Here is a 24,573-nt window from a genome sequence, read left to right as displayed (position 1 = left end):
GAGACATATCAACAAAAAGATGAACAAATTTTACGGGTATCATTGCTTTACTTTGATTCGATATTTAACCAAATTAATAACCTTGCTGCAAATTTCTTCCACCGGCTTACCATGTCTATGCAGTTTTAGTGCTTTTTATGAGAAACAAATTATTGATTCGTGTGACAGCCACATTGTTGGTTTTAACAGGTTCTTGTCAGAAAGGTCCATCAACCGATAGAACTGATGACCTAAACAAAGTTGGGAAACTGGCAGCATTAAATGTAATTGCGGCAGCACCTCCGTTAGGCACCTTAATTGACGGGGCAATATATCGGATCCGCGGCATGTCATCCTTACCAGATGGCCCCGTGGTTGAGGTTACCGGTAACTCAACGGCAGAAAATGCTGCCATCCAGCAATGGTCGTGGTTTCCTAACAACGGGCAGAAATGGAAGCTGGTAAAAACCGATGCCACCCATTACAAACTGATCAATATCACCAGCAATAAATGTTTGAAATCGCCTTCAGCTACATCTGGAGCCATTTTGCAACAAGGTACCGACGACGGTAGTGATGCGCAACAGTGGACTATCGATTATACGGGGAGCAATAATGTATATACCCTTACCAACAAAGCCACGGGCATGAAAATGGCCGTTGATCCTGAAAGCAGTACACCTGGTGCCAAAATAAGGCAAAAAATAACCCTAACCGGTACGCAGGGGATGTTTAATTTCCATGATACCAATTTCCAGAATCCATTGATCAATGCAAGTCGGGCTGATCCCTATGTTGCCCAAAAAGATGGCTATTATTATTTTATGTATACTCGGGGCAATAATATCGGACTCAGAAAAACCAGATCGATGTCGCTGTTATCCACAGCAGTAGAAACAGTGGTGTGGACTCCCCCGGCAGGTGCCGCTTATTCTTCCAATATCTGGGCGCCCGAGTTACATTTTCTCTCTGGTAAATGGTATCTCTACTTTGCTGCCAATGATGGAGGCGATGTAAGCCACCGCATGTTTGTACTGGAAAATTCCAATGCCGACCCAACTACCGGAACATGGACTTTTAAAGGGAAAGTCAGCGATCCAAGTGATCAATGGGCTATTGACGGTTCTATTTTGACCATTGGTACAACAAACTATTTTATTTGGTCGGGATGGGAAAATGTAGCCACTAAGTTTAAGCAATACATTTACATTGCACCAATGTCTGACCCCTGGACGATAAGTGGTGACCGGGTAAAAATATCATCGCCAACCAATAACTGGGAAAAATATGAACCCAGTGGTTCTTTAGGTGCGGGTGTTAACGAAGGGCCGATCATGCTCAGAAAGGATGCCAGCAGTCCGGTATTTATTATTTATTCTGCCAGCAGATACAGCAGCGATAATTATTGCCTGGCACAGATTCAGTTAAAAACCGGGGGCAATCCTTTGTTACCTGCCGATTGGATCAATAAAAAGCAGGTATTTGTTAAAAGCGATGTGAATGGGGTGTATGGCCCTGGTCACAATGGCTTTTTTACCAGTAGCTATACCGATCCAAACGGGGTGTTGCACAGTGAAAATTGGTTTATATACCATGCGCGCAGTGTAGCCAATACCGGTAATGGATCCAGAACACCGCGGATGCAAAAGCTAACGTGGAATGCAGATGGCTCACCAAATTTTGGAACTGCTGTAGCAACAGGACTCAACATTCCGGTTCCTGTTGGAGAATAATGCTGTTTGTAACTGTATCAGAATTACGCAAGCGTTAAACCATCCATATCAATTTGAGATGAAACGACAAAGGAATGAACAGTTTTTATTGACCGCATTATTTTACTTTGCTACCAGAAAACCGAATATAAAGCCTGCACTACAGCTTAGTAAATCCGCTTAGTTACCCGTGCCGGTTTATCCATAAGGTTTCCCGCACCCAATAATTTAACCAGATATGAAATATAAGCGCCTACCCAAAAGAATTATGGCCCTAACTTTTTTACAGCTCGTAATGCTAAAAACAACGGTATGGAAAGGATGATCGAAAAAGTAGTTAAAAAAATAGAAGTCCTGATCGATCTTTTGGGTTATGGCATCGTTGAATTGCCAGTGGTATACAACCTAAGTTTTACGGGTTTATCTCCGAGGGAATATAGTATCGACTGCCACATTGATCAATCCCATTCAGCATTGCATTCCTGGCTTTATTCGCCAGATTTTAAATTGGTTTTTTCTGAAATCGGCAGGGGTAATGGTCATATGGTATGCTTCAAAGGTGAAGGCGTAAACAGGAACGTTTATTATGAAACGATGTTAAATGTCGTATCTGATTACATCTTTTTAAAAGAAAAATTTTTCCTGTAGGGAATAGACTTTAAACCAAATTATAAATCAATATGTGTAAAAAATTAATTGCCTTATTTGTACTCTTAATTTCATCCCAGTTCCTGTTTGCCCAGAACAATCTTTTAAAAGATTTTCCTGAAGGATCTGGCCCAAAAGAAGTAGGGAAACGCTTAGCTTACCGTTTCCTGGATAGAAAACATATGCTGCATGCAGGAAAGTGGATCAGCTATCCGGAAACGTTCAACTGGACCGGAGCACTTAAGTATGCTAAATTAACAAAAGATAAAAAACTCTTATCCCTTCTGGAAGAAAGGTTTGAGAAACTAACTTCCCAGGAAAAGCAATTGTTGCCGATTATGAACCATGTTGACCTGAATATGTTCGGCAGCCTGCCATTGGAATTGTATCTGATTACTAAAGACAAGCGTTATTTCGACCTTGGTATACCGTATGCAGATACCCAATGGGCTGTTCCTCAAACTGCAGATGCAAAACAAAAGGAGTGGGCCAATAAAGGATTTTCATGGCAAACACGCATGTGGATTGACGATATGTATATGATTACCATTGTTCAGGCCCAGGCTTACAAAGCAACCGGAGATGTAAAATATATTGACCGTGCTGCGAAAGAGATGGTACTTTATCTGGATGAACTTCAACGCCCCAACGGCCTTTTTTACCATGCGCCCGATGTGCCCTTCTACTGGGGGCGCGGCAATGGCTGGATGGCTGCAGGCATGACGGAACTGTTGCGCTTGTTACCTAAAGATAATACAGACCGCCCGCGCATACTTAAGGGTTATGAAACAATGATGAAAAGCCTGAAAGATTACCAAAGGCCAAGTGGAATGTGGAATCAATTGATTGATGAGCCAGACTGTTGGGCCGAAACATCAGGATCTGCGATGTTTACCTATGCACTGATCAGCGGAGTAAAACAGGGTTGGCTGGATAAGCAGGAATATGGACCAGTAGCGCGAAAAGCCTGGTTGGCTATGGTACCCTACATCAATGAAAAAGGAGATGTTGCAGAAGTGTGTGTAGGAACCAATAAAAAGAACGACAAACAATATTATTACGACCGTCCGCGTAATGTGGGCGATTCGCATGGGCAGTCGCCATACCTGTGGTGTGTTTATGCGCTGTTGGAAAAATAAATAGCAAGAAGAATAAGTGTGCTGTATTTGGTCATAACGCCGGTCGCTCTCATACGGCCGGCGGATGCACACTCCGATCAGCCCGGGCTATTTACCCCGGGTTTATCTTCGATAAGGAGAAGTACAAGATCATGAAAATATTGAAGCCAAAATACCAGTCTGCTATTTTAAATGGTTTTCTATTGCCCCTGAAATCAGGTTTACCTCGGCCACACCAAGCGTGATATGATGACCATCTGCTGTTTGTTTATAATCAAATGGCGCCGGTTCCCCAGGTTCAATTTCATCTGCTTCAAGTAAAATCCAGTCAGATCCCTGCTTTCTTATTGCACCTAAAATTCCGCCGAAATACACAATCTTGAAATAATCATCTTTTGGGATAATGGTTAGGGTGATCTGTTGATCATTATGGTCGATGTAGATATTAAATGCCTTCATTTCCTCAAAACCTTTGAAAATGGTGTATTGTTTTGGCAAAATAATCTGTTCATAAATGATGTTGGGTTGAAGAAAAAAAATCATGATGTAAGCAATATAAAACCAATGTATCGTATATTGAGATATGCAAGAAATCAAGTTATTCCCCAGCCTTAAGAAAAGGTTGGTGCTTTTGGGGTTAATCATAGCTTTAGGAACTGTGGTTGCTTTCCTTATATCTTTTCCCAGCGCATCTTTTATTTTGTATTTTGGGCTCTGCTCCGTAGCTTTCTGTTATATGCTGATCAGGTTGTTTAACCGCAAACCAGTTCTTGTTTTATCAGAGGCAGGAGTGCTTTCAGGGATGACGGTGAACGGTGCCAAAACAGGGTTGGTTTTATGGGCAGATATCAATGAGATAAGAAATACACGGGTATTCTGGTTGGTGAAGGGCATTGAGCTTCATGCGAACGAGGCCATTGCCGAAAAATACCAGTCAAGATTGGAGAAAAAAGAACGCGTAGCCCGAAAAACATTCATTATGCACCTGAGCAGCGATGAGATCAACATGAAGCATGATGAGCTGCTTTCACTACTTGAGCGTTACTGGCATTTTTATAAAGGGACCGGTAAATTGGATAATGATCGTCCAAAAGAAAAAATCGAAAAACCTTAGTCTTTATTCTGTCCCTTAACCTTCTTTAGTCCATTAAAAAGGGGGGCAGAAATGCTTGTGAAGAACTAAGGGCTAAAACGGACATGTGACAGATAAATCCGGATAATATCTGTATTAAATGCGTAGTGACTACCTCTCAACCGTTAATCAATTTTACAACAGGTGGTGTTATCAGGTGCTGATCATTAAGCATTGCTTTTGTACTAGCAAAAGCAATGCTTAGACCGCATGAGCTTATCTTTTTATTTGAAATGAAAAGCAAATTTTTAAGCTGCTTTATAACTTTACCTGTAAAGTAATATAAAAGGCCCTTGCATCAGAGGGCACGATGCCCGGCCCCGGATAACTATCAGCCCGTCTCGTAAAATAGCGCTCATCGGCCAGGTTGTTTACGGATCCCTGCAGACTAAAGGTTTTATTAAATTGATAAGCAGCCGAAAGATCCATAACAGTATAAGCCGGTATTAATCCATTAATGGCATTGCTGGTAAAAGCGGCGTTAGTGGCATCCGTAAACTGCTCACTGGTATAGGCCAGCTGGTAACTTGCTGACAATTTTTTATATTGATAGGTTAGTCCGGTTTTAAATATGACATCTGGCGCAAGTTCTACCTTGCGGTTATTATAGGCCGATACTTTACTGCTGATGTACCGCGCATCAATCAGCGCAAGGTTGATGAAAACGGATAGCTTGGTGTTATTTTGCTGAGGGGCGATAAAATGAAGTAACTCTAATTCCGCAAAAGATTCCAATCCGATATTGCGCGATTTAGAGATGTTGGTGCGGTAACGGTAATCGTTAAAGTTGGCGTCTACGGTATCAACCGTACCGATCCTGTTGTCATAATTAATGGCAAATACACTCACATCATAATTAAACACGCCCGATACATTGCCCCGCATACCCAGATCTGCCGAATAACCTTTTTCATCCTGCAGGTTGGGATCGACCTGGATGTTTTTATTGATCGACCGGATGTCGTTAAAATTAATGGCCCTGTAGTTCTGCGATATATTGCCATAAAACTGCATGGCCTCGCTTTTGAAATAACTCAGGCCAATACCTCCGATAACGAAACTCCTGCCGTTATTTTTGTCTTCGTTGGTGAGTTTTTTGTAAATAATGTTTCCTGCAAAGTCTTTATTTACCTGTGTGTAAAAACCATTGGCTTTAGTTACAATGTTTTCGAACCTGATTCCCGGTATAATACTGAACCTTGGGGTGATCCTAAAGATGTTCTCGGCAAATACAGAAACGTTTTCATTGGGGAAATCATATTTCGAATAGTAATCATTATCGGCAGGATTATAATCAAAATCGGATCCTGTACCGGTTTTGGCATTATTGCCCAAACCCTGTTCCCGGTCGGTATTTCCATGATAATACCTTAGGCCCAATAACAGGTTTTGCGGATTGCCTTTTAGTTTATACGAATAAAGTAAACGGGTTTCATTGCCATAGTTACCGTATTTGTCTTTAAATAAATTTCGGTCGTCATTTGGATCGGCCCTGCTGATATAATCTAAATTGCCAAGGGCATCACGTGAGGCAGAAAGGCCAAAAAAGCGGGAGTTGAGTTTTAAATGATCGCTCAGTTTATAATCCAATATAAAGGCCCCAAGGTTCCAGTTTACTTTGAACCAGTTTCTTTCGCGTATCGATTGGCGTGGATCTGAATTAAAGCCGGCGTCGGTAAGGCCGCCTGGTTGTTGTGCCAGATAATCCATATAAGTATACTGGAATGTTAAAGCAAGCCTTTCGGTAGCTTTGTAGGTAATGCCCGCATAAGCCGTATTGACATTGAACTGCGAGTTTGGCCGCCAGTCATCACCTTGTTTATGCTGAAAAAAGGTATAATATTGCACTTTTTTAATGGTCCCGCCTATACTGTTGGTGGTATTGAAAAAGCCCCATGATCCGGCCGTTTCGCGGGAAGTAACCTCGATTGCCTTGTCGGTAGGACCTTCCTTAAGTTTAAAGTTGATCATTCCCCCAAACTGGGTGCCATACTGTAACGATGATGCCCCTCTCAATATTTCTATTCTATCTGTAAGTTCTGATGGGGGTGAATAATAGCTTTCGGGATAACCCAGTGCATCAGCACTGATATCATATCCGTTCTGTCGGGTGTTAAAATTGGTTACACGGTTCGGATTCAGTCCGCGGCCACCTATACCAAGCTGGATCCCCGAAACATCATTCTCCCAAATGTTCAGTCCTGCTATTTTGGAGTAGATCTGCCGCGTATTATTGGTCGCCTTATTTCCGGTAACATCATCAAGTACAATCACCTCACTTTTTTTACCGGCGTTTATGGTTGTTCCTTCAACCGAGTTTAAACGCGTAATACCAAAAGTTTTTTCTTTACCAGCCTTTACATCCACATCCCTGATCTGTTCTACAGCCTCTTCCATCACCAAATCTGTCACAATATCCGTGTTGATCTTTACCGCACGGGTGATCTGTTTAAAGCCAACGGATGAAACTTCGATAGTATAATTCCCGGCAGCCACATCGGGTAAACGGTAATTGCCTGCCACATCGCAGGCTGTACGGTATGAAGTGTTTTTTAAAACAACCGATGCCCCGGCAATACCTTTGCCCGAAGCTGTTTTTACACTGCCGCTGAGGCTAAAATTTTGAGCGGCCAGTTTAAGGCTGACCATGATTAAGATCGTTGTAATGAATAGAATAGTTTTTTTCATTCTGTTTGTTTAAATGGAAGTATCCATTTTTTATGGGCAAAAGTTTCTTGTTCTTTGGCGAGATTAACCGTATTGTCAATGTACAATCTGCTACCGCTGCCGTTAAGCGTTACATAACTATCGGCCGTTACTATCGGATTTTTAATTCCTTTTTGGAAGTACTCCTGTGCCAGAAAATGTGCGTACTGTAAAATCATATCGGGCTGTGTAGCCATCTGCCTTTCCTGAAAACCGGTGAGGTAAGCTGAATTGATAATCTCAGTCTGTTTACCTGTAGCCGGATCTTTGACATGAAAGAAAGCGGTGCCACCTTTTTCCATGAGCATCACCCGCCACGAAAAACGGTATCCTTCCTCTGTCCAGTACAGGTTGCCGGGATACAATAAATAACGGAGGGGGAGCAGAATCTGGATGGCAAAATGGATGATCAATACTGTAAAAACAAGTTTCGGTTTATAAGCTGATAATTGATAAACGGCTTCTGTTTTTAAGGTGCTATTGGTTGATCTGAAAAGAACTCTTCTTAAAAAATCAATGATCCTGATATGGGTCTCTGGCGGAAAAAAAATCACCGTCACGCAGATCATGATATAAGGGAACATGCCGATTTTGAAAAACAGTCCTGTCGCGAGGTGAAAAATGATCACCAGTAGGTAGGCTGGTTTTCGTGTTTTGCGGCTTAATAAAAGAAAACCAATCAACAGATCGAAAAGCATACCCGCCCAGCTGAAAAGGTAAGCTGGCCATTGCTGCGTTAACAAGCCGCCAATAATAGGCAACTGACTATTGGCAGGCAGCCATATTTTAAGGGGAATGGCTGCAATGAGCCAATCGTAAGTCAATTTAGAAATGCCGGCAAAAAAATAAACGAGTACAAGCTGGAATTTAAATATGCCAGTGGTCCATAGCGGCACCTGGGTAACCAGCAATTGAGGCTTGCGTACCACATCTAAAGAAAAATACCGCTGTGCGGGCACCCATATCATCAAAAAGGCCATTACACTAATGAAGTAGTAATGGTTCAGGTAGGTTGTTTTATCAATAAGCTCCACATAGGTAAAGCATAGAAAAAAAGTTATACTGGCAATCCGGTAAAAAAGGCCTACTATAATTAATATGGCAGCGATGATTAATAAAGCAAACAGCGTGTACATGCCAAATGCTCCTAATGGTTTTATCCAGTCAAAGCCATAAAAGGTAAAGTGAAATTTAGGCTTAATATAAAAGGCATATACCCATCCCTTTAATAAAAAACGGATGGTGCTCACCAGCATAATACTCCCAAATGCTATACGTAATACAGCCAGGGGAGCAATATGTGTTTGTTTATTAAACCTGGAGTATGATTGCTCCATTACCGTAGCGCCCATTGCTGGTTAATCTCCGTCGTTGTCACCATAGGTAATTAATATGCCCAGTGATGAGGTCATATCCGTTTTAAGCAATACCGTTAATTTCTGCAATTCGGTATACACCGCTGTTACGGCTGCCGGGTTGCTGGTAATCTGTGCGGATAAGGGGTCGGTTAAGGTCTGAACTTTAGCAATGGCTACCGTAAACTGATTTTTGATGGCATCGTTCAAAGAACCGCCATTGTATTTGGCATTGGCCTGTACCAGATAATCATCTAAGCCACTGCCATCTTTACCCAGATAAACATTTTGCAAGGCCTGAAGGTGCAACAGCACCAGTTGTGCCGATATTTTTGAATAGTAAGCCTCAACCTTTTGGGGAAAGGTGTTGCCCATCGATTGTACTCCGGCCGGAACGCCAACCTGATAATTCTTCAATGTTTCGTAATCATAAACGATCTGGTTGATCAACTGTCCGGTAGAACTGCCTACATCAGTGCCCGTTGCATTGATAAAAGTATTTTTATAAGCACCATTCCAGGCATTCAGTACGGTAGATGCGTTGGTTTTCATTTCGGCTGTTAAGCTGGCCAGATAAGTTTTCCGGTTTGCTGCCTTGCTATCGCTGGTGTATTGGGCAAGTACGGCTGTATTATCTGCACCTGTACCGAACAACAGGTAATCGAGGGCAGGCAGGCCTTTTGCCGATAGGTTGGCCAGTAAAAGCGGGTTGTATGTGCCAGAATTTACATTGGCGTTAATTTGGTTCACATCGGTAGGGTAGGTATTCGTGTTTACGCGAAGACCCACATCGCCCGCCGGCCCAAAATCGTAAATTGAAGTAGATTGCCATTGTTTATATGCGGCCTGGAAAGCATTTTGCAATGTGCTAAGTTTAGCCAGGTCGGGTGCTGCATTAAAAGCGGTTACTGCTGCATCAAGTGTTACAGTGGTCGCCTGGTAGGCCGTATATGCCGGGATAATCATGTTGGTACTCATGTTGGTGAGCATAGCTTTACGGTCGAAGGAAGAACCTTTGTCGCCTGTTCCGTTATCATCGCTGCCAGCTGATTTTTTGCAGGATTGAACGAGTATAAATGCCGATACTGTGATAACGGCCAGATAGATAATTTTGCGCATAATGGGATTGTTTTAACATTAAAACCACCCTTGCTTGGCACATGGGTGGTTAATTTATGATTGAGTAATAACTGACTTCTATTACAGGATATCTTTTACATCCTCAAAATTGTATTGTTTGGCAACAGCATCCCTGATGGTATTGACATCGGTTAGCGTAAGATCATAAAAGCTTTTTGGGAACAGGGCCAGCATGGCGGTAATCTGTGCATCGGTTGTAACCCTTTTTGGATTGTATTTGATCGAGTTCACAAAACCATATAGTTCAGATACACGGCTGTTTCTGAGGATATTGTCGTTGATGGATTCTTTTGCTTCTTTTACTTCCTGTAAAGCGGCAGCTCCGGTGAGTCGTTCCATTGTAGTGAGGATAATATTGGCCTGTGCTACGATTGTTGGCTTATCTTTAGCGCTTATAGCTGCCCTTCCTTTTAAGAAAGCGTCCATCAGGATTTTGTTGGCCTTAAAACCATCGTCAACCTGTGTGCTATAACTTCCCCAAAGTTTAGCGCCAACTTTATTGGTTGGGAAATCGATAGGTACACCCCAGTAACCAAAAGCCAGATCCCATGCATGCTCTAAGGCAGTTGAGCCGTTTACAAGGGTGGTATTGTCGATAGTTTGGTTTGCAGCGGCATTCATGGTTGTTGCTATCTGATAAGTAATCAAACCACCCATCAAACCTTTATTAAATACTTGCGCATAGTTTACACCAAGGCTGGTAAGTGCATATTTTGATGCAGCATTTGCCGAACTTGCGGCTACACCCGCTACGCCTCTGCTGGCAGTGGTAGAAGCTACTGCATTTACTTTACTTAGCGAATCGATAGCGCTCAATACGTCTATTTTATATGCCGCCGAAAACTGATCGTTAAGCTGTATTCCTGAAGTATTATATGCTGCTGTTGCAAATGGAGCATTTGTATTGGTCAACATTGCTTTTGCTTTAGCACCGTCGAAAGTACCTGTTAAGGCATTTTTCATCAGGTTTGATATTTCGGTAACCATGCCCAGGCGGGTAGTGGCATCGGCGAAATTCGCATTGGCAAAATTATAGGTTGTAGGTACGGTATATACTGGTGTCGGTTCTTCTGGTGTGGGTGTATCTGATTTTTTGCAGCCTGCCGTAAACAGAAGTACCGCCGAAGAAAGGATGATTGCCGTAAAGGACTTTTTCATATCGTTGCTGATTAGTTTAATTTTATGGCTCAAAATTAGAACGGACAGCACGGGCAATCAATACCCCCTTGGGGGTATATTTATAATTAATCTAAATAAAGATATCGTTGAGATAACTTAAAATCAGGATCAGTTCTGAAGCATGTTTAAAGGTAAAGCCCAGTTTTTTGATGATGTTTTTTCGGTGTGTTTTGACGGTATGTACGCTTAGAAACAGCTTATCGGCAATATCCCTATTCGTCATTCCATCCGCTATCAGCTGTACGATTTCCACTTCCCGGTACGAAAGATTAGGTTCTATACCCTGTAAAGGATTAACTGCATCCTGTCCGCGTAGGATCTGTAAGGTTTGTTCACAATAATATCGCTCACCCCTGGCAGTTGCATATATACCTTGAATAATCTCATGCCGCGTACATCTTTTAAAGATGGAATTCCGCATCCCTTTATTGATGAGCTCTAAAATATGCTCCCTGTTTTCTTTGTTGGAGAGGATCAGAAGCCTTGAGTCTTTAAAATGAGAATGGGCGAGTGCAGCATTACTAAAATCGTTGTCCATCAGGATCACCTCAGGCTTAAGGTATTTTACCAATTCTTCCAGTTCGGCGATGTTTGATGCCGTACCGGCAATACCGATGTCATCAACGGTAGATAAAATTGATACCAGTCCTTCCTGAGTAAGGATCTGGTTATCTGCAATTACTACGTTGATCATTGTTGTTATTTAGACTTTGTATAAACAAAATTACGCAAATTATATGTTCGTTGGAAAATTGTAATGGTATTGATAGGTTTAATCAACCATTTATGACAATACGCAATTAAATCCCAATGGGTTGCCCAGTCAGGTTTTTTTAGGCACGCTTTCAATTTGAGGATCAGTGATGGTTGTTGTGAAGGTTATTAGATTTAAAAGAATAAAATTTCAAATGTAGACCATTTAGAGAAGTGGTATAACAATTATTTGTTCGTTTAAAATCTGAAGATCTCATCCAGCGCTATGATGTGTTTTCCATCTGCTAGACTGACTGGTGCCTTGGCCAGTTTTTCGGCCAGTAAGGAAGTGGGCAGAGGTTTGAATTTCCTGATCAAACCTAAACTGTTCAGGAATTTTAACAGGCCGGCAGATATCTTTTCACCCAATCGGTCAGAGTCTTTTCGCAATAAAAGCCCTGGTCTGAAAATAATATATTGATCCAACACTAATTTTGAAATACCCTCATCGAGTTCGCCTTTTAATTTGGAATAAAATACCTTACTTGTTGGCGATGCACCATAAGCCGACAATAAAACCATCCTGGTGATATGGTTTCTCTTGGCCAGCTCCGCGAATTTTAGCGGGATGGCATAATCGATATGTCGCTGTTCATCCTTTGATCCTGCAGCCTTTAGCGTGGTGCCAAGGCATATAAACAATATATCGCCATTAATATCTCCGGATACTTTTTCCAGATCATCAAAATCAGTCAGGATTTCTTCCAGTTTGGGGTGGATAATTTGAGTAGGACGGCGTACAAATATGACCACCTCTGTATAGCCGGGATCTTGCAGCAATACGTTGACGAGGTCTTTTCCGGTAGCACCCGTGGCTCCAATGATCAGCGCTTTCATGTTTTTTCTTTAAAATTACTTAAATAAATCTTAAGGGACCGAGAAGCTTTACAATTAATAGCATGCCTATTCTTATTTTACATATAATTTGCGATCTTGCACAGCCCCAGGATGTAAATGGAATACCCTAAACTTAAAGATCACGAACTAGCCGCCTTACTCAGGAAAGGGGATGCCTATGCCTATACTGAGATTTTTGAACGGTACAATAAAATCCTGCTCCGCCATGCTTTCCGTTTGCTTTCAAACGATGATGAAGCTTATGATGTTGTTCAGGATGTTTTTATGCAGCTGTGGCAAAAACGCGAGGTGATTGAATTTAATACTTCGCTGTCGGGTTACCTCTTCACAGCGGTTAAAAACAAGATTTTTAAGCTTTTTGCACATCAAAAAGTGGTACTGCGATATGCTGAATCGATCAGTGCATTTCTGGTTGAAGGCTATAATATTGTGGAAGACCGTTTGATGGAAAAGGAACTATCTGCCCTTATTGCCAAAGAAATCGAGGCCTTGCCGGCAAAAATGCGCGAGGTTTTTATCCTGAACAAAAAAGAAGAACTTACTTATAAGGAAATTGCCGAGCGACTGAACATTTCCGACCAAACGGCCAAACAGCAGGTATACAAAGCCATGAAAATCCTTAAGCCGAAAATTGATGGCTTTTTAGCTATTTTTCCTTTTCTATAATTTTTTTTTAATCCGCGTATGACGGTAGGCGGAGATAGGGGTCTTAGCTGTATATTCTGGAGATTTACCCAGCAATGCGCTGTTATTTCAGATTATCTATTGATTAACCTTATACCGTCTACAAATGAACGAACAGCAAGTTGCTGAACTGATCAGGAAATATAATGCAGGAACATTACAGCAGGATGAAAAAACTGCCCTGGACATCTGGTACCTAAAGTTTGCCTCCGAAAGCCAATCGGAATTGCCGATAGAGAAAGAAAATCTTTTGTCAGAAAAGCTAAAATCGAGTTTGCCTTTACAGTATGAAAAGCGCACCATAAAATTATGGCCACGGATTGTTGCCGCAGCGGCATTGTTAGCTATAGTAGTTTCGGCAACTTTTTGGTGGTTAAAAGATAGCGGATCGCATCCCCAATATGCGAACGATATAGCCCCAGGGAAAATGGGGGCAACGCTAACCCTGGCAAACGGTAAAAAAATCAGTTTAACTGGTGCAAGCAACGGAGAGATCGCAAAAGAGCTGGGTTTATCCATTTCAAAGACTGCCAGTGGACAAATTGTTTATCACATTGAACGCGGGCAGGGCAAATCCAATGGACTAAATACGTTAACGACAGCAATTGGAGAAACCTACATGCTAATCCTTCCCGACCAAAGCAAAGTTTGGCTTAATGCAGCATCAAGTTTAACTTATCATCAAGCGCTAACTGCCAATGGCGTGCGCAGGGTTAAACTCACCGGTGAGGGCTATTTCGAAGTGGCTAAAGATAAAGAACATCCTTTTATTGTGGAAAGTGGAACACAATCGGTAGAGGTTTTGGGAACGCATTTCAATGTAAATGCTTATCCGGATGAAAAAGCATATCGTACCACATTATTAGAAGGAAGTGTTAAAATCGGGGATAGGGGCCAAAGCAAAATATTGAAACCTGGAAATCAGGCTTCGAACACTGGTGGAAATATAAACTTAAGTGTAGTAGATACCGAATTTGCCATTGCCTGGAAAAACAACAATTTTGTTTTCGACCGTCTGGATATCAAAGAGATTATGAAGATGATCGCACGTTGGTATAACGTTGAAGTGATTTATGAGGAAGAAATTCCTGCGGGTACTTTTTGGGGCTCCGTATCCCGGTTTGACAATATTTCGAAGGTTTTAATTCCGCTCGAAGCTACCGGCGACGTACATTTTAAAATTGAAGGAAGAAAAATTTATGTGCGACGCTAATCATTATTCAATTTAACCTTAACACTAAACCCAGGCTTATGTAGAGAAACTTAACATAAAAACCAAACAACCGAAATGAAGATTGTATTAAACCATACCCTGACTGCAATCAGGATATGGTTAGTATGGTCCTGACACAAATTATCAACTGAACCGCAGATGCCATAAGTTCGACTACGCCGGCAGCCTGCAATTAACCAGACAAACAAACTTAGGTAATATTGCCCATTATCGCAATATTGACGGCATTACACTTTGCCGCTAAGTTTCTGTCACAAACCAAACAAAGTGTTAAACCAACCGAAAACGAACCCGGGTATACGGAAGTGTGCCCATAAACTATGGCTAATTATGCGATTAACTACCGTGATATTAATAGCCGCGATCATGCAAGTTAGTGCCACTAGCTTCGCACAGAAAATTAGCCTGAACAAGGTTAATGCTTCGCTGGAAGATATTATCAAGAATTTAAGAATACAAAGTGGATACAATTTTGTAGTGCCGGGCGCACTTCTTGACAAGGCAAAACCAGTAAACATTCAGGTTAAAAATGGCGACCTTAAAAAAGTGCTCGATGAGATTTTTGAGAAACAGCCGATTGCTTACGAAATCAACAGCAACACGGTAACATTAAAATCAAAGACAAAGCCTTTTCTGGAAGAGGTACTTGACCATTTTTTAGGCATTAATGTAGCAGGTAAAGTTGTTGATTCGCTTACAGGCAATCCTCTGGTTGGCGCTACCGTGAAGGTGAAAAATTCAAAATCCTTCACCAGAACCGGTGCGGATGGTACTTTTACATTGCAAAATGTAGATGAAGGTGCTACATTGGTGATCAGCTATGTTGGTTATACACCGCTAGAGATTAAATCAGCAAAAGATCTTGGCATAGTCCGCATGTCTATTGATGTTGGCAAGCTAAAGGATGTAGCAGTAACCATAAATACAGGTTATCAGCGTATTAAACCCGAGCAAAGTACCGGCGCAGTATCCCAAATTGGTACAAAAGAATATGAATCGCGGGTAAGCAGCGATTTTCTTGATGGGCTGGTCAACCGTTTACCAGGCTTAATGATCAATAACACCGTCCTGTTTAACAGTACCGATCCCAATGGCAATACCTCTTCAAGGCCCTTATTTAATATCCGCGGTATTTCTACCATGTCGGCCAATCAAAGTCCGTTAATCGTTGTAGATGGTTATCCAACAGAGTTATCGCTCGATATGATCGATCCGAACGAAATCAAATCGGTTACCATACTTAAGGATGCTGCTTCAGCCACGGTATATGGGGTAAGGGCATCGAACGGTGTGATTATTATTGAACGAAAACAGGCTAGTCCTGGTGCGGCACAATTCAATTTCAGGACTACACTGGGGCTAAAACCAGAGGAAGATTATAGCCGCTACCGTTGGGACCCAAACGCATCGGCGATCAACGCCAGTTATCAACGGGAGCGACAGAGCCTTAATATTACGCCATCTACCTGGTCTACCTTATTTAATCCAGGTGTAGGCAGCATACGCCGTTCTATCCCTTTCTTTATTCAGTCTCAGTTCGCCGCAGGTATTATTTCACCTTCGCAGGCTGAAAGCGCCTTTGCTGATCTGGCTAACTATGATAATCTGGATGATTATAGCCGCATATTTCAAAGGACAGCAGTTACGCAAACGCATACCTTAAATGTTTCAGGTGGTGTACCCAATGCGCTCTATTATATTACTGCCAATTATACGGGTAACCACAGTAATGCCATCCTGAATGATAACAACAGATTTTTATTGACTGGCCGGACCACGCTTAAACTGGCCAAACGACTAGGCTTAGAACTGACCACAGAATATCAGGAGCAGCGTATTAATGGTGCCCCAATCCCAGGAGTTGCAGATGTTGCAGGTTATGAGCGCTATGAAGATGTAAATGGTAACCCTAATGCCATCATCTCCAGAAGTTATGCACCGGTTTATAATAATTTCCTGCTATCGCAGGGTTTGTTAGATCAAAATTATTATCCGCTGGTTGATGCGTATGCAGTAAGCGATAAAACACAAACAGTGAATATTAAGACGATTGCCAATTTCAATTACAACATTGGAAAGGGCTTTAATCTTTTGTTTGGCGGAGTATATGAAACCTCCCGTTCAGAAATCAGGCACCTTGCTGGTCAGGGTTCCTCGGAGGTGAATGCCTGGGTAAATAATTATACCGTAACAGCGGGTGGAACATTCAAAAGAAATCTTCCAGATGGTGATTTCCTTCGTCAGCAGAATGCCAGTTCAACCGGTTATACTGCGCGCGCGCAATTGAACTATAACAGGAGATTTGGTAACCACTCCATTAATGCCATAGCAGGTGGTGAAATCCGGAGTATATTAAACAAAGGTAATTTAGCCTCTTATTTTGGCTATAATGACCAGAGTTTACTGCAACAGCCTGTAGACTATGCTTCCATATTTAACGGGCTGGCTACAGTTAGGGGTACACTTGTTACCGGAAATACACTGGGATCTTTAACCAGTTTCTTTAATCAGAGCTACAATGATGACAGGTTTATATCGGCTTTTTCTAATGTTGTGTATTCCTTTAAAGATACCTATTCCTTATCAGGCAGTATCCGTATTGATCAGTCGAACCTTTTTGGAAGCGATCCCAGATATAAGTATAAACCATTATGGTCATTAGGTGCCGCCTGGAATATGGACCGAGAAAACTTTATGCATAATATTAATTGGTTACACCAGTTAAAGCTGCGCAGTGCCTTCGGGTTTAATGGGAATGTAGCCAAACTTTCGCTTCCACAGGTAATCGCGCAAGCGCAGAACAATACATCCAATACACCTACGCTTACTTCGCTTGTATTGGCCTCAAATGCCAATAGTGGCCTTCGCTGGGAACAGACCGAAAACTTTAACCTGGGACTGGATTTCAATATTTTCAAAAATATCAGCGGTAGTTTTGATTATTACACCAAGAAAACGACTGATGTGATGGGTAATTCTACTATCGACCCCACGCTTGGTGCCACTTCTGCCTTAATTAATTATGCTACCATCCGGAATAATGGCTTGGAGTTCAGTTTAAAAGCCGATTGGATTTCCAGCAAAAACTTTAACTGGAATACGGGCATTGTAATCGCCAAAAATGGCAGTAAGGTGCTTGATGTTTACAGAGCAGGACGGTACGATCCCCAGGCCCTTGATGTACTGGGTTATGTAAATGGTTATCCCGTAGGGGCTATGTTTTCGTACAATACTACAGGGCTGAATAACGAGGGCCATCCAATTATTCTGGATCCTAACGGAACCCCTTATGTAGTAAATACCAGTTCCTCTGTCAATCCTTTGGTTATCGCGATGTCCAATAAAGATTCAGGATTTGTACAATACTCAGGTACTACTATTCCAAGCATTAGCGCCGGATTAAGTAACCGGGTGGATGTTGGCAACTTTTACTTCTTTGCGATGATTAACTATTATGGCGGTTTTAAGGTTAGGGTACCCAGACCCACGCCTGCAGATAACAGGCCTTTAACAGGAGCAAATAACTATTGGAGGGTTGCTGGCGATGAACTAAACACCGACATTCCAAACCTGGTTGACCTGAACAGTGCTAACCCATCATGGGCTTACCGTTATAACAGCAATTACGTGGTTCATGGCGATTACCTGACATTAGGCGATGTAACGGTTTCATACCGGTTAAATAATGTACTTTTTATAAAAAAGGCTGGTTTTAAAAACTTTGAGATCAAGGCCCAGGCTTCAAATCTGTACACCGTTGGTTTTAACCGATATAACTTTAGTATGGCCACGGGAAGTTATGCAAAACCCTATGTAACCCCTACGTACACCCTTGGTTTATTCACCAACTTTTAAAAATGATGTCATGAAGAAATTAAAATATATAGCTGCCCAACTCATCCTTTGTTGTATGGTTTTAAGTGGTTGCGATAAATATCTCGATGTAGAACCAAAAGGCAAGCAATTGCTAAAAACAACTAACGACTTCGACTTATGGTTAAACAGCCAGGTGCTTACCACTGAAACGAATTCCGATAATATCATGAATTACATGACGGATAATATTGATTTACAGAACCTAAACACTCCGCCAACTACTCTTGCTGAACTTATTTATACCTGGGCGCCACAGTTTACAACTGATGTAAGCTCGGCCACTTATTTGTGGGGCGAACATTATCGGCGAATTAGCTTATTTAATACCGTATTATTAGGCATTGATGCTGCTGGCGGCGGTACTGCATCTCAGAAAAGCAGTATTAAGGCAGAAGCGCTGTTGGGCCGGGCACATTCGTATTTTTACCTGGTAAATGAATATGCAAAGCCTTATAATGCGGCAACTGCTGCAACCGATCTTGCCGTGCCTTATATTACATCAGACGATGTAAGTCAGAAAACACTCGCCCGAAGTACTGCAGCAGAAATTTATCAGCATATTATCGATGATATCAATACGGCTATTCCCAACCTTCCTGATGATAATAGCAATGCACGGTTTCGTGGCTCAAAGGCTGCAGCATATAGCGTATTGGCGCGTATTTATCTCTACAGAAGAGAATACAGTGAAGCCCAACGCTATGCGGAGTTGGCTTTAACCAGTACACATGCAACAATGATTGATTATACCACTCCTGCAACTTTCCCAACCACAACCAATGTGGTATCGCATCCTGATGTGATTTACGGCAGGGCGTCGGCCGCGGCCGGTTTGCCACTATCTGCCGAATTAAAAAGTATGTTCGCCACCAATGATGCAAGAAGAACAGTGTTGTATTATAACTGGGCAGGTACTACAAGAGGGGCAACATTATTTTATGCGGCCGCTGTTACACCAGCTTTTCAGTTAACGAATTCTGGTACAACTGTACAGGAGATGCGGCTAATTGCAGCAGAGTGTGCAGCACGCAGCAATGACCTGGCTAAGGCACTTGCCAATCTCAATGAGGTGCGCCGGAATCGGTATACAGGTACACCCATTACCAGCAGGGATTTTAGTTCTACAAGTCAGGAGGAGGTTTTAACTGAGGCACTGGCTGAAAGAAGGCGCGAATTACCTTTTCACGGCTTGCGCTGGTTTGATATGCGGAGGTTTGATATGGAAAACAGGATGCCCGTGGTTACCCGTACCAATGCGCAGAATACGGTAGTTGCCACATTGGAGCCGCATAGCAGCAAGTATACCCTGCAGGTGCCCATACAGGTATTGGCATTTAATCCGGATATGATACAGAATCCATAACCTATAAATACAAGAAATGAAGATATATAAATTGAATATACTGGCAATATACACAGTAGTGCTGTTGCTTATGGCTTGTAAAAAAGACGAATCCAGTCGCGAATCCCTGGCAGAGGGGCGTGTAACCTTTGATCTGCCAACATCAACAGATGTAGTAGCAAGATCTTTAGACATTAAGAATATCACCTTAGTGAGTATGGAAATGAAAGCTGCTTTGCAAGGTGCTGCTTCTTCAGATGTACATTATGTTACTTTCGCAACGGACACCACTAAAATTGCTGACTATAGAGCTAAGTATGGAAGTAGTGCCCTGTTGCTTCCTACAGCAACCTATCTTTACTACAAACCAACGGTAGCCATTACGGCCGGAACCAACATTTCTGAAGCTGCGGTACTAAATCTTAGCTTTCAAACCGTATTAAGGCCCCGCAGTACCTATGTACTTCCACTGGTTATTGCATCTGTTGACGGTCAGGTGCAGGATCCAAAAACACGCAGGGTGGTCTATTATGTATTCAATACCGGTGAAGCACTTTATGTAGACCATACTGGATTTACCCTAACGGCCACCGCATCTTCCACATCCGGAACGAATGTAGCCGGCAGGGCAGTGGATGCGGCCACAGGTACAAGCTATTGGGCAAGTGCTACCACAGCGGCATTGCCACAATTTGTTAGTATTGATTTTGGACGGGACGTTGATTTTTCGGGATTGGACTATTTTTTTCCAACTACTGTAACGCCAACCATTGGCGGGTATACCACCTCTGCTAAAATAGAAACAAGTTCAAATGGCACCACCTGGGTAGATAAAGGCACGTACACGGTTGACGTGAATAATACACTGAAAAAGCAGACCATAAACCTACCCGTATTAACTACCGCAAGATATCTGCGTTTCACCATTTTAACCGCAACTCCCTACGTATCTGGAACGCTTACTTACAGCATAGGTTTTGTGGGTGGAATTTTACTTAGAAATTAAATAAAGCTACCCGTAATTTATAAAAATAGAAGATGAAAAAAATAATAATTTCAATGATGATCATGCTTCCTTGTATGGCAGCAGCTCAAAAAAACTATACACTTTCAGGAAATCTTTCCGCGTTAAAAGAACCCGCCAAAGCCTATCTGGTTACCATACGGGATGGTGCATGGAAAGAAACCGATTCTGTAGAAATCAAAAACGGCAAATTTCAGTTTACCGGAACACTTGATGAACCTCAACAGGTTATGGTTGCGGTTAAACGCCAGCATACTGCAAAAGCCGACAGAGATAGCCAGGGTTTCTTCATGGAAAACGCCAAAATTTCCATTACCGGTACCGATTCCATTCAGAATGCAAAAGTTAGCGGATCTGTATCTGATCAGGAAAGACGGGCACTGGATGCATCGACGCGGCCTTTAACCGATAATATTATACGGTTGAACAATAAATATTCGAAGTATAATAAAACGCCAATCCATGCAACCCCCGAACAACGTAAAATGGCTTCCGATACCGTAATGAACCTGGTTGCCGGTATCAAAAAGATTCAGCTGGACTTTGTGAATACGCATTTGAATTCTTTTATGGGACTCTACACGTTTTACTATTCTATTCTTGATTCAAAATTTGATCCTGTAGTGGTAGAACCTGTATTTAATCAATTTTCTGCAGCACTCAAATCTTCCCCGCTTGGTAAAAAAACTGTCGAGAAAATAGAAATAGGCAAACGCAGGCAAGCTGGTGCCAGGGCAACTGATTTTACACAAACGGATCTGAACGGCCAGCCTTTTAAATTATCTTCTTTAAGAGGAAAATATGTACTGGTTGATTTCTGGGCGAGCTGGTGTGGACCATGTCGTGCAGAAAATCCAAATGTAGTAAAAGCATACACGGCGTTAAAAGACAAAAATTTTGAGATTGTTAGTGTATCGCTTGATCAGGGAAATAAAGATGCGTGGGCAAATGCCATTAAAACCGACGGTATGCCCTGGATCCATGTAAGTGATCTCAAAGGCTGGAAGAACGAAGTCGCGTTGATGTACGGCATCAATTCGGTGCCACAAAACATTTTAGTCAACCCTGAAGGCATCATTGTTGCCAAAAACCTACGGGGCGAAAACCTGTTAGAACAACTTAAAACATTCATCAAATAAAAATAAAACCATGAAACTTAACATATTAATTGTTGCCTTATTTGCATGCAGCACAACTGGCGCTGTTGCGCAAGATCAGTTTAAAATCACAGGAAATCTTCCTAAAAGCGGAAATGAAAACATGGTTCTTTTGAGCTATATAAATAGCGAAGGGAAATCTGTAAAAGACAGTACAACAACCAGGAATGGCAAATTTTTGCTAGCCGGTACTACTAAATTTGCCAATGCAGCTTACCTTGAACTTAGGCCCGTAAAAAAAGAAGGTGAAAAAAGAACGAGGGCTGATTTTCAGGAATTCTTTTTAGAAAAAGGCAACACCGTTGTAACCGGAAATGACAGTATTGCAACAGCATCTATTTCGGGTACCGGGGCACAGAGCGATTATAGTGACTACAATTCGCAAATGAAACCTTTGCAGATGCAATACAAAAAAATAGTGGACCGATATTATAAGGCAAAAGCTGCAAAAGACTCGGTCGAACTAAAACAAATATCAGTAGATGCAAAACCTCTGATCGCTAAAATGGAATCTACATTAGATCAATTTATTGCAAGCCATCCCGATTCTTATTATTCTGCAACTTTGGTAATCGGCAATAAAATGGCAGTGATTGACGTAAATAAATTTGACCCGATTTATAAGTCGTTAAGCAAAAGGGTGCTGTCGAGTTTTACCGGTCAGAAAATAACAGATAAATACAATAAAGCAAAGCAGTTTGCTGTTGGGAAAGTGATCGACTTTACCCTTCCGGATGCTAACGGAAATGAATTCAAACTGTCTTCATTAAAAGGAAAATATGTGCTGGTCGATTTCTGGGCAAGTTGGTGTGTGCCTTGTCGTGCCGAGAATCCTTTTTTGTTAAAAGCTTATGGTGAATTGAAGAACAAAAACTTCGAAATTGTAGGGGTATCACTTGATGACAAAAAAGAATCATGGTTAGGTGCGGTTAAACACGACAATTTACCCTGGACACAGGTAAGCGACGTAAAAGGCTTCAAAACTGAAGTTGCAGTAAGGTTTGGCATCACTGCCATTCCGCAAAATGTTTTGCTTGATCCTGAGGGCAAAGTAATAGCAAAAGATTTAAGGGGAGAAGATGTAAATGCAAAAATCGCTGCCTTTATCAAATGAAATTAATCATCCGAATATCAAAAAAACATTGCCCTGTATCATCTTTCACATCTATCCGTTTATACAATGTTGCGGCGGTTTAAGTACTTCCGGCAATTTTATAAACCCGAAATATGAACTTTATTAAAACAATCAAATTACAAATTACGGCATGTATGTGCGCCGCATTATTAATCACTTCAGGCGCATTTGCGCAGGATAAAGAAGCAAAAAGAATAGAGACCGCTACCGTAGCGCTTTCCGATTTTGGCAAAATGAAAGAATCAATACCTGCTGAACTGTTGGCTGTTACACAAGGAATTATTGTGGTACCCAAGATGATCAATGCCGGTTTCGTTGTTGGTGGGAAAAGAGGAAGAGGAATTGCCATGATCAAAAAAGCCGATGGTAGCTGGAGTAACCCGGTATTTGTAACCATTACAGGAGGAAGTTTTGGATTGCAGATCGGTGTTCAATCCGTAGAGCTGGTATTGGTTTTTAAACACAGCACCAGTTTAACCGATATCAAGAAAAGTAGTTTCACCCTTGGTGGCGATTTATCTGTTGCGGCCGGTCCGGTGGGCCGGAGTTCTTCGGCCAATACCGATTATAAGCTGGATGCTGAAGTTTATTCTTACTCACGGAGTAAAGGCCTCTTTGCTGGACTTTCATTAAACGGTGCTTCTTTGGATGTGGATGCAGCAGCGAATAAGGCATTTTATGGAAAAGAAATCAGTGCAAATACCATATTCAGTGCCGAAAACAGTACAGATGCCAAAGTGAAGGAATTAAAGGCAAGTCTGTCATTAATGAAATAACAGGAAAGAATTAAATTGTGATCGGGGTTTTCCAAGGACAACACCGATCACAATTTTTAGTATAACAGGTTCCTTGATTTAGGAATATGCAGATTTTGATTATTTTTGTGTAGCAAGCCTAATCTAAAATGCCTTACATTCTTAACGTTCCTTTTGCCGATAAAGACGAGGCCAAAGCACTCGGCGCCTTTTGGCTCACTGATATCAAAAAATGGGTAATTCCAGACCATCTTTCTGATGTAAACCGTTTTGCCAAATGGATCCCGGCCGGGCGTTTAGACTGTATTATCAGAAAACCTTATCTATTGGCCTTCGCAAATAGAACCTGCTGGAAGTGTGGACAAAATACTCCCGTTGTAGCTCCGGCAGCCACAAATTATTACCATCTGGAACAGGTAGATGAAGATGATCCTGACAATGAAGCGGTAATATGGGTAAAAGGCGAGAACCCAACCTTGTTTAGTTACGTACAAAGTGCAGATCTCGATGCGATGGAATATTTCAAGAAAGTTCACCCACAGCTCAAATATACTTTTTCTAAATCCATCCAATCTTCCTATTGGGCAAATACCTGCAAATCGTGTGGGGTTTTACAGGGTGATTTTGAACTCCACGACGAACCGGGTGGCCCCTTTTTTCCTATTGTTTACGATCCCGTTGATATTAAGATTATTTCTTTCGAACTCCTATATGATTATGCGATTGAAGGAGAATATGGCGGCCAGCAGTTTGAAGAGATGGATTTTTCTGCCTTTCAGTAATTTT

Annotated in this window: 20 protein-coding genes; 13 read left to right on the top strand and 7 right to left on the bottom strand. The window is 41.8% G+C overall.

The window, feature by feature from the left end; translation table 11 throughout:
• Positions 1–137: 137 nt before the first annotated feature.
• The 3 genes from AC04Q1_RS03175 to AC04Q1_RS03165 all read left to right on the top strand — a co-directional run bounded on the left by AC04Q1_RS03175 (position 138) and on the right by AC04Q1_RS03165 (position 3,478).
• Positions 138–1,712: a family 43 glycosylhydrolase gene (locus AC04Q1_RS03175; protein ID WP_478361732.1), complete on the top strand. Its 1,575-nt coding sequence runs from the start codon at positions 138–140 to the stop codon at positions 1,710–1,712.
• 291 nt (positions 1,713–2,003) lie between these two features.
• Positions 2,004–2,339, top strand: a complete 336-nt coding sequence (locus tag AC04Q1_RS03170; RefSeq protein WP_478361730.1) for a hypothetical protein — start codon at positions 2,004–2,006, stop codon at positions 2,337–2,339.
• Positions 2,340–2,371: 32 nt separating this feature from the next.
• Positions 2,372–3,478, top strand: coding sequence for a glycoside hydrolase family 88/105 protein (locus AC04Q1_RS03165; protein ID WP_478361729.1), 1,107 nt, complete (start codon positions 2,372–2,374; stop codon positions 3,476–3,478).
• Positions 3,479–3,640: 162 nt separating this feature from the next.
• Here AC04Q1_RS03165 and AC04Q1_RS03160 read toward each other — a convergent pair whose 3' ends face one another.
• A complete protein-coding gene (locus tag AC04Q1_RS03160; protein ID WP_478361727.1) occupies positions 3,641–4,000 on the bottom strand; it encodes a hypothetical protein in 360 nt (119 codons plus the stop codon).
• A gap of 40 nt (positions 4,001–4,040) precedes the next feature.
• On the opposite strand from AC04Q1_RS03160, the gene AC04Q1_RS03155 reads away from it, so the two are divergent.
• Positions 4,041–4,571: an STM3941 family protein gene (locus AC04Q1_RS03155; RefSeq protein ID WP_478361725.1), complete on the top strand. Its 531-nt coding sequence runs from the start codon at positions 4,041–4,043 to the stop codon at positions 4,569–4,571.
• A 276-nt stretch (positions 4,572–4,847) separates the two neighbouring features.
• On the opposite strand, the gene AC04Q1_RS03150 is transcribed toward AC04Q1_RS03155, so the two are convergent.
• The 6 genes from AC04Q1_RS03150 to AC04Q1_RS03125 form a co-directional block, all read right to left on the bottom strand.
• The gene (locus tag AC04Q1_RS03150; RefSeq protein ID WP_478361724.1) at positions 4,848–7,277 is read right to left on the bottom strand and encodes a TonB-dependent receptor domain-containing protein; all 2,430 of its coding nucleotides are present in this window, start codon (positions 7,275–7,277) and stop codon (positions 4,848–4,850) included.
• Entirely contained in the window at positions 7,274–8,647 is a 1,374-nt protein-coding gene (locus AC04Q1_RS03145; protein ID WP_478361722.1) for an HTTM domain-containing protein, read from the bottom strand. Before AC04Q1_RS03145 ends, AC04Q1_RS03150 begins: the two co-directional genes overlap by 4 nt.
• A gap of 6 nt (positions 8,648–8,653) precedes the next feature.
• On the bottom strand, positions 8,654–9,769 hold the full coding sequence (locus AC04Q1_RS03140; RefSeq protein WP_478361720.1) for an imelysin family protein: 1,116 nt from the start codon (positions 9,767–9,769) through the stop codon (positions 8,654–8,656).
• A gap of 81 nt (positions 9,770–9,850) precedes the next feature.
• Positions 9,851–10,948, bottom strand: a complete 1,098-nt coding sequence (locus AC04Q1_RS03135; RefSeq protein WP_478361719.1) for a DUF4856 domain-containing protein — start codon at positions 10,946–10,948, stop codon at positions 9,851–9,853.
• 91 nt (positions 10,949–11,039) lie between these two features.
• A complete protein-coding gene (locus tag AC04Q1_RS03130) occupies positions 11,040–11,663 on the bottom strand; it encodes a response regulator transcription factor (protein WP_478361717.1) in 624 nt (207 codons plus the stop codon).
• A 257-nt stretch (positions 11,664–11,920) separates the two neighbouring features.
• The gene (locus AC04Q1_RS03125) at positions 11,921–12,559 is read right to left on the bottom strand and encodes an NAD(P)H-binding protein (RefSeq protein ID WP_478361715.1); all 639 of its coding nucleotides are present in this window, start codon (positions 12,557–12,559) and stop codon (positions 11,921–11,923) included.
• A gap of 117 nt (positions 12,560–12,676) precedes the next feature.
• Between AC04Q1_RS03125 and AC04Q1_RS03120 the strand changes: the two genes are divergently transcribed.
• From AC04Q1_RS03120 to AC04Q1_RS03080, 9 genes are all read left to right on the top strand, one after another.
• Entirely contained in the window at positions 12,677–13,246 is a 570-nt protein-coding gene (locus tag AC04Q1_RS03120) for an RNA polymerase sigma factor (RefSeq protein ID WP_478361714.1), read from the top strand.
• Between the two features lie 124 nt (positions 13,247–13,370).
• The gene (locus AC04Q1_RS03115) at positions 13,371–14,477 is read left to right on the top strand and encodes a FecR family protein (RefSeq protein WP_478361712.1); all 1,107 of its coding nucleotides are present in this window, start codon (positions 13,371–13,373) and stop codon (positions 14,475–14,477) included.
• 387 nt (positions 14,478–14,864) lie between these two features.
• Positions 14,865–18,353, top strand: a complete 3,489-nt coding sequence (locus AC04Q1_RS03110) for a SusC/RagA family TonB-linked outer membrane protein (RefSeq protein WP_478361710.1) — start codon at positions 14,865–14,867, stop codon at positions 18,351–18,353.
• Positions 18,354–18,363: 10 nt separating this feature from the next.
• Positions 18,364–19,737, top strand: coding sequence for a RagB/SusD family nutrient uptake outer membrane protein (locus AC04Q1_RS03105; protein ID WP_478361708.1), 1,374 nt, complete (start codon positions 18,364–18,366; stop codon positions 19,735–19,737).
• A gap of 16 nt (positions 19,738–19,753) precedes the next feature.
• Positions 19,754–20,722 carry a discoidin domain-containing protein gene (locus AC04Q1_RS03100; protein WP_478361706.1) on the top strand — a complete coding sequence of 323 codons (969 nt, stop codon included), beginning with the start codon at positions 19,754–19,756 and terminating at the stop codon, positions 20,720–20,722.
• 32 nt (positions 20,723–20,754) lie between these two features.
• A complete protein-coding gene (locus AC04Q1_RS03095) occupies positions 20,755–21,879 on the top strand; it encodes a redoxin domain-containing protein (protein ID WP_478361705.1) in 1,125 nt (374 codons plus the stop codon).
• Positions 21,880–21,889: 10 nt separating this feature from the next.
• Positions 21,890–23,011: a redoxin domain-containing protein gene (locus tag AC04Q1_RS03090; RefSeq protein ID WP_478361703.1), complete on the top strand. Its 1,122-nt coding sequence runs from the start codon at positions 21,890–21,892 to the stop codon at positions 23,009–23,011.
• Positions 23,012–23,124: 113 nt separating this feature from the next.
• Positions 23,125–23,808, top strand: a complete 684-nt coding sequence (locus tag AC04Q1_RS03085) for a lipid-binding SYLF domain-containing protein (RefSeq protein WP_478361701.1) — start codon at positions 23,125–23,127, stop codon at positions 23,806–23,808.
• Positions 23,809–23,936: 128 nt separating this feature from the next.
• On the top strand, positions 23,937–24,569 hold the full coding sequence (locus AC04Q1_RS03080) for a DUF5710 domain-containing protein (RefSeq protein ID WP_478361700.1): 633 nt from the start codon (positions 23,937–23,939) through the stop codon (positions 24,567–24,569).
• Positions 24,570–24,573 lie beyond the last annotated feature (4 nt).

The sequence above is a fragment of the Pedobacter humicola genome (assembly GCF_056490705.1).
This window is presented reverse-complemented; position numbering and strand designations above follow the sequence as displayed.

Excerpts from the sequence above, each read along its gene's own strand:
- AC04Q1_RS03175 (WP_478361732.1), top strand. The coding sequence starts at position 138 with ATGAGAAACAAATTATTGATTCGTGTGACAGCCACATTGTTGGTTTTA.
- AC04Q1_RS03170 (WP_478361730.1), top strand. The coding sequence starts at position 2,004 with ATGGAAAGGATGATCGAAAAAGTAGTTAAAAAAATAGAAGTCCTGATC.
- AC04Q1_RS03165 (WP_478361729.1), top strand. The coding sequence starts at position 2,372 with ATGTGTAAAAAATTAATTGCCTTATTTGTACTCTTAATTTCATCCCAG.
- AC04Q1_RS03160 (WP_478361727.1), bottom strand. The coding sequence starts at position 4,000 with ATGATTTTTTTTCTTCAACCCAACATCATTTATGAACAGATTATTTTG.
- AC04Q1_RS03155 (WP_478361725.1), top strand. The coding sequence starts at position 4,041 with ATGCAAGAAATCAAGTTATTCCCCAGCCTTAAGAAAAGGTTGGTGCTT.
- AC04Q1_RS03150 (WP_478361724.1), bottom strand. The coding sequence starts at position 7,277 with ATGAAAAAAACTATTCTATTCATTACAACGATCTTAATCATGGTCAGC.
- AC04Q1_RS03145 (WP_478361722.1), bottom strand. The coding sequence starts at position 8,647 with ATGGGCGCTACGGTAATGGAGCAATCATACTCCAGGTTTAATAAACAA.
- AC04Q1_RS03140 (WP_478361720.1), bottom strand. The coding sequence starts at position 9,769 with ATGCGCAAAATTATCTATCTGGCCGTTATCACAGTATCGGCATTTATA.
- AC04Q1_RS03135 (WP_478361719.1), bottom strand. The coding sequence starts at position 10,948 with ATGAAAAAGTCCTTTACGGCAATCATCCTTTCTTCGGCGGTACTTCTG.
- AC04Q1_RS03130 (WP_478361717.1), bottom strand. The coding sequence starts at position 11,663 with ATGATCAACGTAGTAATTGCAGATAACCAGATCCTTACTCAGGAAGGA.
- AC04Q1_RS03125 (WP_478361715.1), bottom strand. The coding sequence starts at position 12,559 with ATGAAAGCGCTGATCATTGGAGCCACGGGTGCTACCGGAAAAGACCTC.
- AC04Q1_RS03120 (WP_478361714.1), top strand. The coding sequence starts at position 12,677 with ATGGAATACCCTAAACTTAAAGATCACGAACTAGCCGCCTTACTCAGG.
- AC04Q1_RS03115 (WP_478361712.1), top strand. The coding sequence starts at position 13,371 with ATGAACGAACAGCAAGTTGCTGAACTGATCAGGAAATATAATGCAGGA.
- AC04Q1_RS03110 (WP_478361710.1), top strand. The coding sequence starts at position 14,865 with ATGCAAGTTAGTGCCACTAGCTTCGCACAGAAAATTAGCCTGAACAAG.
- AC04Q1_RS03105 (WP_478361708.1), top strand. The coding sequence starts at position 18,364 with ATGAAGAAATTAAAATATATAGCTGCCCAACTCATCCTTTGTTGTATG.
- AC04Q1_RS03100 (WP_478361706.1), top strand. The coding sequence starts at position 19,754 with ATGAAGATATATAAATTGAATATACTGGCAATATACACAGTAGTGCTG.
- AC04Q1_RS03095 (WP_478361705.1), top strand. The coding sequence starts at position 20,755 with ATGAAAAAAATAATAATTTCAATGATGATCATGCTTCCTTGTATGGCA.
- AC04Q1_RS03090 (WP_478361703.1), top strand. The coding sequence starts at position 21,890 with ATGAAACTTAACATATTAATTGTTGCCTTATTTGCATGCAGCACAACT.
- AC04Q1_RS03085 (WP_478361701.1), top strand. The coding sequence starts at position 23,125 with ATGAACTTTATTAAAACAATCAAATTACAAATTACGGCATGTATGTGC.
- AC04Q1_RS03080 (WP_478361700.1), top strand. The coding sequence starts at position 23,937 with ATGCCTTACATTCTTAACGTTCCTTTTGCCGATAAAGACGAGGCCAAA.